Source organism: Methanofervidicoccus sp. A16 (genome assembly GCF_003351865.1).
GTDB lineage: Archaea > AGJL01 > Methanococci > Methanococcales > Methanococcaceae > Methanofervidicoccus.
Map to the genome: position 1 here is coordinate 750,525 of NZ_CP022242.1, position 13,586 is coordinate 764,110.

The 13,586-nt window shown below is 37.5% G+C and carries 15 protein-coding genes; 4 read left to right on the forward strand and 11 right to left on the reverse strand.

Annotation, left to right across the window (positions count from 1 at the left end):
• Positions 1-163: 163 nt before the first annotated feature.
• From CFE53_RS03565 to CFE53_RS03615, 11 genes are all read right to left on the reverse strand, one after another.
• Positions 164-532 (reverse strand): DUF22 domain-containing protein, encoded by a 369-nt coding sequence (locus tag CFE53_RS03565; RefSeq protein WP_148120512.1) that lies wholly within the window; start codon positions 530-532, stop codon positions 164-166.
• A 2-nt stretch (positions 533-534) separates the two neighbouring features.
• Positions 535-1,173, reverse strand: a complete 639-nt coding sequence (locus CFE53_RS03570) for a V-type ATP synthase subunit D (RefSeq protein WP_148120513.1) — start codon at positions 1,171-1,173, stop codon at positions 535-537.
• A gap of 59 nt (positions 1,174-1,232) precedes the next feature.
• Entirely contained in the window at positions 1,233-2,621 is a 1,389-nt protein-coding gene (locus tag CFE53_RS03575; protein ID WP_148120514.1) for an ATP synthase subunit B, read from the reverse strand.
• Positions 2,622-2,673: 52 nt separating this feature from the next.
• Complete coding sequence (locus CFE53_RS03580; protein ID WP_148120515.1) at positions 2,674-4,443, reverse strand: ATP synthase subunit A; 1,770 nt, start codon at positions 4,441-4,443, stop codon at positions 2,674-2,676.
• Positions 4,444-4,458: 15 nt separating this feature from the next.
• Positions 4,459-4,758 (reverse strand): V-type ATP synthase subunit F, encoded by a 300-nt coding sequence (locus CFE53_RS03585; protein ID WP_148120516.1) that lies wholly within the window; start codon positions 4,756-4,758, stop codon positions 4,459-4,461.
• Between the two features lie 13 nt (positions 4,759-4,771).
• A complete protein-coding gene (locus CFE53_RS03590; protein WP_148120517.1) occupies positions 4,772-5,926 on the reverse strand; it encodes a V-type ATP synthase subunit C in 1,155 nt (384 codons plus the stop codon).
• A 28-nt stretch (positions 5,927-5,954) separates the two neighbouring features.
• A complete protein-coding gene (locus tag CFE53_RS03595) occupies positions 5,955-6,566 on the reverse strand; it encodes a V-type ATP synthase subunit E family protein (protein WP_148120518.1) in 612 nt (203 codons plus the stop codon).
• Positions 6,567-6,618: 52 nt separating this feature from the next.
• On the reverse strand, positions 6,619-7,290 hold the full coding sequence (locus CFE53_RS03600; RefSeq protein ID WP_148120519.1) for a V-type ATP synthase subunit K: 672 nt from the start codon (positions 7,288-7,290) through the stop codon (positions 6,619-6,621).
• Between the two features lie 21 nt (positions 7,291-7,311).
• The gene (locus tag CFE53_RS03605) at positions 7,312-9,375 is read right to left on the reverse strand and encodes a V-type ATP synthase subunit I (protein WP_172456355.1); all 2,064 of its coding nucleotides are present in this window, start codon (positions 9,373-9,375) and stop codon (positions 7,312-7,314) included.
• Between the two features lie 30 nt (positions 9,376-9,405).
• The gene (gene ahaH / locus CFE53_RS03610) at positions 9,406-9,723 is read right to left on the reverse strand and encodes an ATP synthase archaeal subunit H (protein WP_148120521.1); all 318 of its coding nucleotides are present in this window, start codon (positions 9,721-9,723) and stop codon (positions 9,406-9,408) included.
• Between the two features lie 568 nt (positions 9,724-10,291).
• Positions 10,292-10,807, reverse strand: coding sequence for a DUF531 domain-containing protein (locus tag CFE53_RS03615; RefSeq protein WP_371677811.1), 516 nt, complete (start codon positions 10,805-10,807; stop codon positions 10,292-10,294).
• A gap of 181 nt (positions 10,808-10,988) precedes the next feature.
• Between CFE53_RS03615 and rpsB the strand changes: the two genes are divergently transcribed.
• The 4 genes from rpsB (at position 10,989) to CFE53_RS03635 (ending at position 13,521) form a co-directional block, all read left to right on the forward strand.
• Positions 10,989-11,654, forward strand: coding sequence for a 30S ribosomal protein S2 (gene rpsB, locus CFE53_RS03620; protein ID WP_148120522.1), 666 nt, complete (start codon positions 10,989-10,991; stop codon positions 11,652-11,654).
• Positions 11,655-11,670: 16 nt separating this feature from the next.
• Complete coding sequence (locus tag CFE53_RS03625) at positions 11,671-12,288, forward strand: HVO_0476 family zinc finger protein (protein ID WP_148121150.1); 618 nt, start codon at positions 11,671-11,673, stop codon at positions 12,286-12,288.
• 21 nt (positions 12,289-12,309) lie between these two features.
• Positions 12,310-12,984 (forward strand): 30S ribosomal protein S3ae, encoded by a 675-nt coding sequence (locus CFE53_RS03630; protein ID WP_148120523.1) that lies wholly within the window; start codon positions 12,310-12,312, stop codon positions 12,982-12,984.
• A gap of 306 nt (positions 12,985-13,290) precedes the next feature.
• On the forward strand, positions 13,291-13,521 hold the full coding sequence (locus CFE53_RS03635) for a DUF167 domain-containing protein (protein WP_148120524.1): 231 nt from the start codon (positions 13,291-13,293) through the stop codon (positions 13,519-13,521).
• The last annotated feature ends 65 nt before the right edge of the window (positions 13,522-13,586 follow it).

The window sequence follows — 13,586 nt, forward strand, 5'->3', positions numbered from 1 at the left end:
ATAAAAATTATAAAAAATAAAAGAATAAAAAACTAAAAAAAGGTATTAAAAAATTCTACGTTTCTCCAGTATCTAATGTAGTCTAGAAAAAATGAGAGTTTATTTTACTTTTTTGCTGTATTAGATTTATTTAAAATATTTTTATTATTTACATTATAAAACATCACTCCCTATGGAGATGGATCAAAAACACCCCACCGATAACATCTCCCTTTTTAACCTGTCCATCTTTAAAGGCGATAAATACTCCATGCTTACCCTTCCTTTCAGAGTCAAAAGGTGAGGATATCTCTTCCCCTATGGATACAGTTACTCCAATGGGATGTTTCTCATAACCGTCGATAATGGTAACAGTGCAGGAAGGTATATCTATAGGTTCTATCTTTACAGTTTTTACCTCTCCACTTTTAAAATTTACATCCTCATCTGCTATAATAGGTATCCTCTTACCACTTATCTCCAATTCGATCCTACCCTTCTTCTTTTTTATAGATTCTTCGATATCATGAATAATACCACTAACTTTGAACATACTTAACCCTCCTCCCTGGCACTTATTCTCGTTTTAATCAGTTTCAGTCTGAAGAAGTTCTCCCTCTCCATCTCGTCCAGTCTCATTGCTATATACTTCTTCATCTCCTCCAACTTAGGGATTATCACGTACTCTAAGGCATTAACTCTCCTCTTTGTAGTAATTATCTCCTCTGCAAGTAGTTTTATAGAGGTTTCTATCTCCGCCAGTTCCACTATAAGTTCCAAAGATTCCTCAAATGCCCTTGCAGCATCATCTACCTTGGAGGATACACCGTAAGGCCCATAACCTCTCGAAGATATATCCCTCCTTACATTCTCCACTTCCATAACAGGTACAGTAACGCCCATTATGTTCCTTGAGTCTATGTCCAAATTAATATTTGGGTTTTTTGATGCAAAGGAAACCTCTTTAACTGCTAATGTACCCATTACAGCCTCTGCCATTATTAGATTTCTATAGGCTTCACTTAGGGCCTTATTTACCTTCTCTCTTATTCCTGAGGCCTGCTCAATTATATCGAAAAACTCCATTATAAGCGCATCTCTCTTCTGTTTCAAGAGTTTATGCCCCTTCTGGGCAAGTTTAATTTTGTTCTTAAGTTTTAACAACTCCATCCTTGTAGGGTTGACCTCTGCCATACTTACACCTTTTAAAAATAGAATTATTATAAAAAATAATAATAAAAAAGTTAAAATAGTTATTTCTTAGGTAAGTACTTCTCTATTAACTCCTCAGGTATTCTCTTCAACTCCTCTTTTGGTAGTATAGTCAACAATTCCCAACCTATATCTAAAGTTTCCTCTATACTTCTATCTTCATCTTTACCCTGACTGACAAACCTCTTCTCAAATTCATCTGCGAATCTCAGGTAGGCCCTATCCCTCTCAGTAAGTGCCTCTTCTCCAACAACTGCAACAAGATCTCTTAAACTTCTACCCTCTGCATAGGCTGCGTAGATCTGACTGATAACCTTTGAATGATCTTCCCTAGTCTTACCTGCACCCTGTCCCTTTGAGGCAAGTCTTGAAAGGGATGGAAGTATGTCTATTGGTGGATATATACCCTTCCTGTGCAACTCTCTTGAGAGCACTATCTGTCCCTCTGTAATATAACCTGTTAAGTCAGGTATTGGGTGGGTAATATCGTCATGGGGCATGGTAAGTATCGGTATCTGGGTGATAGTTCCCTTCTTACCTTTTACCCTACCTGCTCTCTCATATAAGGTAGCTAAGTCCGTATACATGTATCCTGGATAACCTCTTCTACCAGGTACCTCGTTCCTTGCTGCAGCGATCTCCCTTAGAGCCTCACAGTAGTTGGTCATGTCTGTAAGTATAACTAGGACGTGCATGTCCTTCTCGTATGCCAAGTACTCTGCAGTAGTTAGTGCAATTCTTGGAGTTAGAATCCTCTCAATAGCTGGATCGTCTGCAAGGTTTATGAATACTACAGCCTTCTCAAGGGCTCCTGTTTTTTTGAACTCCTCCATAAAGAAGTTTGCCTCCTCGGAAGTAATACCCATAGCTGCAAATACTACTGCAAACTGCTCTCCTTCTCCCCTAACTTTTGCCTGCCTTGCAATCTGCACTGCCAACTCGTTGTGTGGAAGACCTGAACCTGAGAATATAGGTAGTTTTTGTCCTCTAACTAAGGTATTTGGACCATCTATTGTAGAGATACCAGTCTGAATAAAATCGTTAGGATTCCTTCTAGATACAGGATTTAGAGGATAGCCGTTGATATCCATTTTCTTCTCAGGTATGATCTCAGGTCCTCCATCTATAGGTTTCCCTGCTCCGTTAAATATTCTCCCTAACATCTCTAAGGATACTCCGATCTTAGCAGTTTCCCCAGTGAATCTTACCTTTGTTCTATCTGTACTTAGTCCAGAGGTACCTTCAAATACCTGTACAACAGCAATATCTTCCCTAGCCTCTAAAACCTGTCCTGTTCTCTTCTCACCACTTGGAGTTATTACCTCAACAATTTCTCCGTATGCAACTCCTTTAACACCTTCTACTATCAACAGAGGACCTGCAATACTTGATACTGATGTGTATTCTACGTACTTGTCTAGGGCCTCCATGGTTAACCCTCCTTTTTATTATTATAATAATTATAAAAAATTAAAAATTAATTTATAGGTTTTCTACAAGAGTCTCTAACTCCTTCTCGATCTTCTCCATAATACTTGGAGCGACTTCTTTGAGGAATTTATCTTCAGGTAGATACTTCATCTTTGCAATATCTCCTTTAACAGAAACCTTCGCTATCTCTCCTGGATCTACACCTTTCTCAACAGTTTCTAAAGATTTTCTGTAGAATGTCATTATTATCTTCAACATGGTATACTGCTTCATTGGGGAACAGTAGGTATCTACCTCATCAAATGCATCCTGCTGTAAGAAATCCTCTCTTAGCATTCTTGCAACTTCTAGGATTACCCTCTCCCTGTCTGGAAGAGCGTCAGGTCCTACAAGTTGGACAATCTCCTGGAGTTCTGCCTCCTTCTGGAGTAGCCTCATAGCCTCGTCTCTTAACTCCCTCCAATCTGGACCTGTATTTTTATTCCACCATGGAGTTATGTCGTCTATATATAGGGAGTAACTCTGTAGCCAATTGATCGCTGGGAAGTGCCTCCTCCTTGCAAGGTTTGCATCAAGTGCCCAGAATACCTTAACTATCCTCAGTGTGTTAGATGTAACAGGTTCTGAGAAGTCTCCTCCTGGTGGAGAGACTGCACCTACAATACATACGAATCCTTCCTTATCCTTGCTACCTAGACATTTTACCCTTCCTGCCCTCTCGTAGAATTGGGCAAGTCTAGAGGCAAGATAGGCTGGGTATCCTTCCTCTCCTGGCATCTCCTCCAATCTTCCTGATATCTCCCTCATAGCCTCTGCCCATCTGGAGGTTGAATCAGCAGTTAGCAGTACTCCATAACCCATATCTCTGAAGTACTCCGCTATGGTTATCCCTGTATAAATGGATGCCTCCCTCGCCGCTACTGGCATGTTTGATGTGTTTGCTATTAGTATAGTTCTATCCATTAACTTGTTCCCTGTTCTCCTATCCTCAAGATGGGGGAACTCTTCAATAACCTCTGTCATCTCGTTTCCTCTCTCCCCACATCCTATGTATACTACTACATCTGCATCTGACCACTTTGCAAGTTGGTGCTGTGTTACCGTCTTACCACTTCCGAAGGGTCCTGGAATCGCTGCAGTTCCCCCCTTTGCAAGACCGAAGAAGGTATCTTCAACCCTCTGCCCAGTTATTAGTGGAATAACAGGAGGTAATTTCTCCTTGTAAGGCCTTGGTTTTCTTACAGGCCACTTCTGCATCATCTTGATCTCTTTCTCCTCTCCATCCTCTGTTTCTACTATTGCAATCGTCTCCTCCACTGTAAACTTTCCAGACTTTACCTCCTTTATTTTCCCCTTTATACCTATAGGGAGTAATATTCTATGTACGATGGATTTTGTTTCCTCAACTCTACCTATTATGTCTCCACCCTCTACGTAATCCCCCTCATTTACAGTAGGTACAAAGTCCCACTTTATATCTCTTGGTAGAGAGGGTACAGAAACTCCCCTTGGTATAAATATACTTCCAGTTTTAGTTTCTATTGCAGTTAGAGGTCTCTGAATACCGTCGTATATAGATTTTAACATACCTGGCCCCAACTCTACAGAGAGAGGTGCCCCAGTACCTTCTACAGGTTCTCCAGGTTTTATACCAGTAGTTTCCTCATACACCTGGATAACAGCCCTATCCTCCTTCAACTGGATGATCTCTCCAGTTAACTTTTCTTCACCTACTTTAACTACCTCATACATCTGAGATCCTTTCATCTCATCTGCTACTACAACAGGTCCTGCTATTTTAATTATTTTACCTACTACCATATACTCACCCCTTATTTATTTAAGTTCTATACCTACAGCCTTTCTCACAAGATCTTTTATTGGATCACGTTCTCTAACAATTGGTCCATTCTTATCAGGTATCTCTACAACGAAGGTATCTATCTTGGAGAGTTTATTCCTTAGAGCATCTCCAAGTTTTTCAGAGATTATTATTAAACCTATATCTTTCCTTCTGTCCAATTCTCCAATGATTTTTAGAGCTTCATCAGGATTTTCAACCTCATAAACATCGGTAAGACCTGCCAACCTAAAACCTATAGCTATGTGGGAATCCCCAACTACTCCAATTTTCATACTATCATCCCAATTATGTTGTAATCAACTCCCTTATATCCCTTGGTGATAATCCCTCCATTTTCCCCTTTATAATGACCTTCAACTTTTTTACTTCCATCTCTTTTGAGGTGATAAAGCCTATTATTGGCCCTACACCAAAGGGCTGTCTTAGGGACAACTTTTTACCTATCTCTACTAGATAGTTATCCAATGCTCTCTCAAATACATAGGCGCTCTTGCACTTTTCATACTCCTCTAAACAACCTGAGATTATATTACTGTACTCTGTACCTTCCAATGAACTTACTACACCCTCCATGGATTCTGCTTCTGCCAATTCCTTCAACTTCCATGGAGGCAACTCGTAACCTACACCTAAGAGGTAGTTTAAGATAACCTCGGAAGATACACGTTCTCCTTTACATCTAAGTATTATCTTCAGGTTTTCTATATCTATCATCCTTCCAATAAACTCTTTGAAAATATCCTCGTTAGTACCCTCGATACCTACAACCTTCCAGAGCCCCTCTAAGATATACCTATCTAAGGCCAACTCTAGAGGTATTAGATTACCACTTTCCTCGTAGATTGAGAGATTCTCAGAGAGTATCTTTCCATATTCAGTGCCCTCCAACCCATTCACAACCTCTTCAACAGTTTTAGCCTCACAGAGTTCCCTTAACTTATTCTCAGGTATTCTACCTAAAGGTATCAGTATTTTAAAGATACTCTCCCCATCTAACCCGGCGTACTTAGCCCTTAGAATAGTTTTAATATTTTTAACGTCGTACCTCTTTTCAAACAACTCTAGTATCTTCTTCGATCTATCTGGAGATATCTCTGCCAATGTTTTATAGATATGGGCTAGATGCATATCTAAACTTTTTTCTACGGAGTACACATCCTTAGAGGTTGTCGAAATATACTTACCGTAGTCGGTATCTTCCAGGAGACCTACAACCTCCACTAAACTTCCAGCCTCTATAAGTTCGTTTAACTTATGATCATCTAGGAGTCTAGATTCCATACTCCTAACTCTTGCATTAACATACGCATAGGGGGCATTATCTATGAGATACTTTATTAGATACACTATTATTACTAAGAGAATCAATATTCCTGTTAGTATCAACAGTGCAACAAATATATTAGAAGACATCCATGTAATTATCTCCCCTACTCCCATTCAATCACCTTTTATCTTTAACTCCCCCTTAGAACAGCAACTCTGCAATTTTCCCCTTAATATTCTCTAAGTTCCTTTCAAATACAGCCTCTAAACTGTTATTACAGATCTTAGAACCATCTTTATTCCTTACAATACATCCTCCTATTATATCAACAATATTACCCTTTCTAACAATAACTGGTTTGTTCAGTAACTTCTCCATCTCACTCTCTATGGCCCACATTACTTTACTATCAAGAGTTTTATAGTCCTTCTCATTGAGATCTATAACTACCTCCTCCTCTCCAATAGCAATTATACCCTCAATTATTAATTTAAAGAGTAGAGTACTATATTCCTCTTTCTCTGGTAACTTTATTAGATCCCCCTTCAACTTTTTTACAGCCATTTCGATTAATTCCTCCCTTTTCATCAGTTTCTTTTTTCTAACTTCTAATTTAGCCTCTGCGATAATTCTGTTTTTTACCATTTCAGCCTCTTTCTCTCCCTTTTTAAGTATGTCATTTTTTCTCTTCTCTGCCTCCTTTTTAGCATCCTCTAATATCTTCTCGGCCTCTAGCCTAGCCTCCTTTGTAATCTTCTCTGCCTCTCTTTTAGCATCCTCCAGTATCTTAGAGACAATCTCCTCTGCTCCCATCTTTTTCACCTATTTATTGAAAAAATAATTTTAAAAACTAAAAAATTAAATTTTAAAACATTATTCCGAGCATTACCAGTATTGCTATCAATAGACCAAAGATAGCGAAGGTTTCTGGCATAACTGCTAATACAAGACCTTTACCCATGGCATCTGGATCTCTAGCAGTTGCTCCAATAGCACCTGCAGCTGTAATACCCTGCCCAATACCAGAGAGACCTGCAAACCCTACTGCCAGACCTGCACCTAAGGCTGCTATTGTAGCTGCTCCAGGACTGTTTCCAAAGACCCCCACTAACAGAAGGATAGCCACTAACAAACCATAGATTGCCTGGGTCTCAGGGAGTACTGAGAAGACCATCGCCTTACCGAATATCTTATCATCTTCTGCCACTGCCCCCAATCCTGCTGAAGAGGCTATTCCCTGTCCAATTGCAGAAAGACCTGCTAAACCTGTAGCAACCCCTGCACCTACCATGGCCCACTCAGGGGCACTTTTAAATACGAAGAGTATAAGGATGGCAACGAGGAACCCGTACAGTCCCTGAGTCTGAGGTAGTGCCTGAAATACTATTGCTGTACCAAACTTTGAAGGATCCTCTGCAATTACCCCTGCACCACTTGCTCCGGCAATACCTGCTCCAATACCTGAACCTAAACCTGCAATACCAACTGCTAGACCTGCACCTATAGCTCCAAGGAGTAAAGGATTGTCAAATACCATAGCCTATCACCCTTTTTATTTTTAATTAACTGTAGTATACTCCCTTCTAGCCTTGAAGGGACAGAATTTCTTACCTCCACCTTCGTAGAACTGTCCAAAGAACTCCACGTAGTGTAACCTCAGAGAGTGTATAAAGGCCCCAAGGCCGTTCATTACAAAGTTGAAAGTATGCCCTACTAGTAATATTATTATTGCCAGTAGTATCCCAACCACTGGGACACTGTCGCCAATTAACTTGGCCATTATATTCACTGCCATTGCAAGACCTCCAGTAGCCAAACAGAGGGCCAGAAGCCTTGCATAGGAGAGTACGTTACCTAAGAATCCTGTAATATCCATGGCCCCTAAGGCCGCATCTAGTATTCCTCCACTCATATACCCCTTGATCATACAGAGAAGTATTACAAGTACTACAGCACCACCTATAATATAAGGTGCATTGGCGATAATACCTACAGCCAGGGCTATTATCAAGAAGAGCCAGATACCCTGATTTAAAAAGGCTTCTTTGAATCCTTTTTTCTTAAGGTTCTCTTTAAATCCTATAGCCAATCCTATAAAGAGGTGTATTATCCCTACAACTATAGAGAACAGGAGTATTGCAATTGGACCGTTATTTACAGATATGTTCCCAAAGTTAAAGAGTGGGTTGGACTCACTAATATAGAAACTCTCTCCTAAAGGATTCACTAGAGCAAGAGGAGTTTTGTATATGTCAAACCCTAGGAACTGTTTTAGGAAGTCTCCCAGATATCCTCCAGTTATAACACCTGCGATAACTGTTGCTATACCAGCCAAGGTTAGTATATATCCTATATTACGGGCTCCCTCACTTACCTTACCTAGTTTTTTCCAGACAAATAACCCAAGTATCGCCAATAACAACCCGTATATAGCATCTGTAAGCATGATACCGTAGAACATTAAGAATCCAGGAACTATCAACATGGTGGGATCTACTTCGTTGTACTTTGGAGGTGCAAACATCTCTGTGAGCATCTCAAAGGGCTTTACAGGTTTTGGGTTGTCCAGCATTACAGGTATCTTCTCCTCAGGTTCATCTGGTTCCCCTACCTCTACAACTGCATAGCCTTGAGATGCTCTTTCTATAGTTCTTTTAACCCTATTTACATACTTCGCAGGTACCCAACCTTCCAACATGTAGGTTCTATTAGTTCTACCGTAGTATGTGTAGGATTCTGCCCTCTCCTTTTCAATCTCTAGTAATTCATGTAGTACTAAAAGTTCCTTGTACCACTTATTGGCCATCTCCCTTAACTTATTTAAAATATTCTCCTTCTCCTTTTCACATTCCTTTATCTCCCTGTCAATACTCTCCAGGTTTTCCCTTGGAGTTCCCTTTAAGTTAGAGACATCTATCCTCTCAAATCCACCTCTTCTTAACTCTCCACTAACACTATCTCTATACTCCTTCAATGTAATAACTATAACAGGAACTTTTCTCTCGTTTTCACTGGTGATGATAGATCTCCCTTCTATAACTTCAGAGAGGCCCTCTGTAATGGAAGATATCTTCTCCTTTAATTCAGTTATCTTATCTTCAGGTACTAGACCTACAACTATGTAGGTATAAGGTCCACTTTTAACATATTCAAGATCTACATCGAGATCTTTTAAATACTCCATATACTTTTTTAACTGTTGGAGGTAGTTAATTCTATTCTCCAATTCATTTAACCTATTTGCCAACTCCTTTACATCTCCTTCTACATCCTCCAACAGGGATTTACTGTAGGATATTACCTCATCTGCAGATGAAAATGTGACCTTCTTTCTTGGTGGTAGAGTTGGATTTAACAACTCCTTTAATCCCTTTTCGTCCTCAGATCTAACACTGTCAAAGAGATCTAAAAACCTGTTAGTTTTAATTAACAATGCTGAAACGTCTCGTATATAAGGCGCAGGTGTAGAAGGAGATAGCAAATCTGCCCACTCTGGATCCTCCAACTTTGTAGTTAAATCACAGAGTTCTATTAACCCCTCTTCATGGAGTTCTCTTACCACATTATCCATCTTCTCATCTAAAATCACCGCTCTCAATTTCTTCATCCTTGCAGGCCTCACTAAAACCACCCTCTCTAATGTTAAACAATGTTAAACTTTAAAGATGTCTAGCACATCCTCCAACTTCAACGATCGTATTTTTATCTTAGCGACTGATTCCATCTCATATATTTCACTCTCTCCAGTTTCGATAATATCCTGTGCCTCTTTTCTAGCCATCTCTTCACTTTTCTGAATTAACTCCTCTACTTTTTTACGAGCCTCTTTCTCAGTCTCTTCTATAATTTTTTTACCTTCTTCTATTGCGTCTAACTTTATTTTTTCTGCCTCTTTTTTAGCATTTTCTATTATCTCAACAGCCTCCTTTTCAGCCTCTTTTATTTTTTTAACAGATTCTATTGCGGACACAGGATTACCTCCCTTATCTTTTAAACTTTATAACTCTTTTTAAAATTATCCCATATATATAATTTTCTTTTTTATACTGTTAATATAGTAACAATATTGTTAATAACATAAAATGTAATTATAAATAATATAAAAAAGGGGAATTATATCTAATTGTTCATAATGTTTTAATAATTGTAGTGTAAAATTATTAATTAGGTAGAAATTTTAAATAAAAATATAAAAATATTAAATAATAATGAACAATAAAAAAGGAAATAATAAAATAATAATTAAAATAATAAAGAGATATTAAAAATAAAACTCTATATTTAATTTAATTTTTTAAAATTTTAAAAGGTGGTATTCCCACTACTCCTAAACATTGAAAAAAGAGGAGATTTTTCTTCGAATATTTTTTCTAACCACAACCCCAGGATGTCTTTAATATTATAGGAGAGGGTTCTCATATCTTATTTTGGTGTTTAGGAAACATCTGATAGTATAAATAATTATTTTTATTTTATAAACTATATAATATTTATTTGTATAATTTTATTATAGTTTTTAGCCTATCATTTAAGTTAAATTATTGTCTATTAAATATTTCAATATATGTATTTATTACAGCAGGTATTATTCCTATGGCAGTACATGTCTCCAGGGAGATTCTTCTTTTAGTTATATCTAGGTGATATTTACAGAACTCAAATATCTCTTTAGGTAATCCATGTCTTCCAAGACCCACATACAATCCACAGGGTTTTTTAAATAGTAGTTGTGCTACCTCCTCAGGTGTTATGGACTTTTTATCATCTGGTTTCGATGTTGTTGCAATAGGTATTCCAAACTGGGGCTGATAACTATTCACTATACTGAATCTATTACTCTCTATTAACTTCCTCAGATACTTTCCAGAATCTCCAATAGTAGTTTCTATAGAACTTATATCTTCCTTAGTACAGGGGAAATCCATAATTGCAAGGTTGCAGTTGAAGGCATAGCATACAGGTGCCGCTCTGGCTATGGCTCTTTTATGGGCTTCGTGCCATCTCCTCTTATCGTAAGAATTATAGAGTATTAGAGTCATTCTCTTAATAACCATAATCACCACTCTAGAATATAGATAAGTTTCCTATGAATATTGTGAGACTTTAGTATCCCTATATTTCTACCGAAAGGTTTAAATACTTTGGAATTTTATCCAAATAGCAACAGTAAAAACCACTCTTTTAATAAAAAAATTTTTAATAAAAATTAAAAACCACTCTTTTGGAGGTTGTAGTATGACAGAGGAGAACATGCTGGTAACATTAGATACCTACTTGGCTGCAGGAGTACATATAGGTACCATGCAGAAAACAGAGGACATGAAGAGGTTTATCTATAGGGTAAGATCTGATGGCCTCTACGTGTTAGATGTTAGAAAGACGGATGAAAGAATAAGGTTGGCAAGTAAATTCTTAGCAAGGTATGAACCTGAAGATATCTTGGCAGTCTCAAGGAGAATATACTCCATGGGCCCATTGAAGAAATTTGGAGAGGTAACAGGTATAACGACAGTTGCAGGAAGGTTTATACCAGGTTCCCTAACTAACCCTGTAACTAAGAGTTTTATGGAGCCTGAAGTTTTATTCCTCAGTGATCCAAGGGTAGATAGACAGGCACTGAAGGAGGCTATCGAGATAGGGATCCCTATTGTAGGTATGTGTGATACGGAACATTTAACCTCCTTTATAGACTTTGTAATTCCAACAAACAACAAGGGTAGAAAGGCAGTTGCTCTACTCTACTACCTAATGGCTAGGGAGTATCTAAAAAATAGAGGTGTAATTGGAGAGGAGGTACCTTTCACCTACGAGGAGTTCCTAGAGAGGGCTATGAATGTACAGGTAAGAATTATACCACAGCAGTTCCAGAAGGGTAGGAGAAGAAAGAAAAGGAAGAAATAAATAGATGGATGGGAAAATGGAAGATAAAGGTGAAGAAATCCTCTCCCTCCACTGTCCTCTATGTGATGATATTACTCCACATAGTGTTATAAAGAAACAGGAGTCTAAGAGACACATCAAGTTAAAGGTAAAATGTCTAGAATGTGGCCATATATGGGAGATGGAGAGGACTGTTAAGTTGAAGGATGTGAAAGTGATAATCAGTAGGTATGGAAAATCTGAGAAAAAGGTTATCCAGATACCTATCGGGGAAGTTATAAAAGTTGGAGATATGATTAATGTAGAGGGGGAGGATTTAGAGATAACTAGTATAGAAGGTGCCCAAAGAACCCTTTCTTCAAAGGTTGAAGATATTGAAACTATATGGACAAAATCTTTAAGTATTCCTAAAAAAGTAGGGATATCTATCAACGATGGAAGAAGGACGTACTCTGTAAATGTACTTGTTCCCCAAGATTATATATTTGATAGTGGATATATCTACCGTGTTGGAAATGGTTTCTTTAAGATAAAGATGATAAAAACGGAAAAAGGAACCTCTAAAAGGGAAGTTGCTAGGAATATAAAGAGAATATATGCCCAACCTACAAAACCCTTTAAAAACTACGTAGATCTAACAGAATATCTGATATAAAATATAAGATGAGGTGTAAATATGGCAAAGATGAGGGCTAGAACCACTGGTAAGGGGAAAAAGGTTGCTAAGGATACCTGGAAAACAAAAGTATGGTATAATATATATACACCTCAAGCCTTTGGAGGTGTTTTAATAGGACAGACCCCTGCAAACGATCCTGCTAGGGTTATTGGAAGGGTAGCAGAGGTTAGTTTAAAAGACCTCATAAACGACCCTGCTAAACATATGATAAGGATGTACTTTAAGATAAATGGAGTTAGTGGTAACAACGCTACTACACAGTTCATAGGCCATGATACAACAAGGGAGTATATAAAATCCCTGGTAAGAAGGAGAATGAGTAAGATAACAACAATTGTAGATGTGAGAACTAAGGACAACTATAAGATAAGAGTAAAGGCTATGGTACTAACTGCATATAGGGCAAGGGACTGTCATAAAACTGATATTAGGAAGAAAACAGAGGAGATCATTAGAGAAACTGCAAAGAACTCAACATTCCCAGAGTTTGTCCAGGCTATGCTCTTAGATGAGTTGAGTACAAAGATATACCAGGAATGTAAGAAGATGTTCCCACTTAAAAAAGTGGAAATCTATAAGTCTGAGGTTTTGGAGTTTGGTGAGCCATTGGAGACACCAGAGGAAGAGAGTAGAGAGTCAGAGGAAGCAAAAGAAGAAGGCAAGGAAGAATAATTATAATTAATAAAAAAATTAAAATAAAGAAAAACAGAAATAAGAATGGGAAACTCCTAATTCTATATCTACTTTTTTCTTGAAATACTCTAAAATCTCGAAAAGGATGAATCCTTTTTCGTTAAGAGTTTACCTGTTCTCACAGTTATTTAGAGTCTTTAGGTGTGTATGGTAAGTTCTTACTCTCTTTTTATGTGTCAGACATTTTCATAATTTTGAGTATATATTTGTAAAAATTATATTAAAAATAGTGGAGAATTACTATATTCTAATTAAAATATAATGAAAGTCTATTAAGGGTTAGATATGAAAGAAAAATTTATAAATATTAAAGTCATTCCAAAGGCAAAGAAACAAAAAATAGTGCAGGAAGAAAAGAGATTAAAAGTATATCTAAAATCACCTCCTGAAGATGGAAAAGCCAATGAAGAACTTATAAAAGTTTTATCAGAATATTTTAAAACTAGTAAGGGAAGTATTCAGATAATTAAAGGTAAATTTTCTCGAAATAAAACTATAAAGATAAATTTTGAGTAAATTGGAAAATTTAGTTTTTAAGTTTTACAGATTCCGAAAGCTTCGATATATTTTAGGCTTTAAAG

Bases quoted from the DNA above. Each gene is read 5' to 3' on its own strand.
- CFE53_RS03565 (WP_148120512.1), bottom strand. From the start codon at position 532: ATGTTCAAAGTTAGTGGTATTATTCATGATATCGAAGAATCTATAAAA.
- CFE53_RS03570 (WP_148120513.1), bottom strand. From the start codon at position 1,173: ATGGCAGAGGTCAACCCTACAAGGATGGAGTTGTTAAAACTTAAGAAC.
- CFE53_RS03575 (WP_148120514.1), bottom strand. From the start codon at position 2,621: ATGGAGGCCCTAGACAAGTACGTAGAATACACATCAGTATCAAGTATT.
- CFE53_RS03580 (WP_148120515.1), bottom strand. From the start codon at position 4,443: ATGGTAGTAGGTAAAATAATTAAAATAGCAGGACCTGTTGTAGTAGCA.
- CFE53_RS03585 (WP_148120516.1), bottom strand. From the start codon at position 4,758: ATGAAAATTGGAGTAGTTGGGGATTCCCACATAGCTATAGGTTTTAGG.
- CFE53_RS03590 (WP_148120517.1), bottom strand. From the start codon at position 5,926: ATGGGAGTAGGGGAGATAATTACATGGATGTCTTCTAATATATTTGTT.
- CFE53_RS03595 (WP_148120518.1), bottom strand. From the start codon at position 6,566: ATGGGAGCAGAGGAGATTGTCTCTAAGATACTGGAGGATGCTAAAAGA.
- CFE53_RS03600 (WP_148120519.1), bottom strand. From the start codon at position 7,290: ATGGTATTTGACAATCCTTTACTCCTTGGAGCTATAGGTGCAGGTCTA.
- CFE53_RS03615 (WP_371677811.1), bottom strand. From the start codon at position 10,807: ATGGTTATTAAGAGAATGACTCTAATACTCTATAATTCTTACGATAAG.
- rpsB (WP_148120522.1), top strand. From the start codon at position 10,989: ATGACAGAGGAGAACATGCTGGTAACATTAGATACCTACTTGGCTGCA.
- CFE53_RS03625 (WP_148121150.1), top strand. From the start codon at position 11,671: ATGGAAGATAAAGGTGAAGAAATCCTCTCCCTCCACTGTCCTCTATGT.
- CFE53_RS03630 (WP_148120523.1), top strand. From the start codon at position 12,310: ATGGCAAAGATGAGGGCTAGAACCACTGGTAAGGGGAAAAAGGTTGCT.
- CFE53_RS03635 (WP_148120524.1), top strand. From the start codon at position 13,291: ATGAAAGAAAAATTTATAAATATTAAAGTCATTCCAAAGGCAAAGAAA.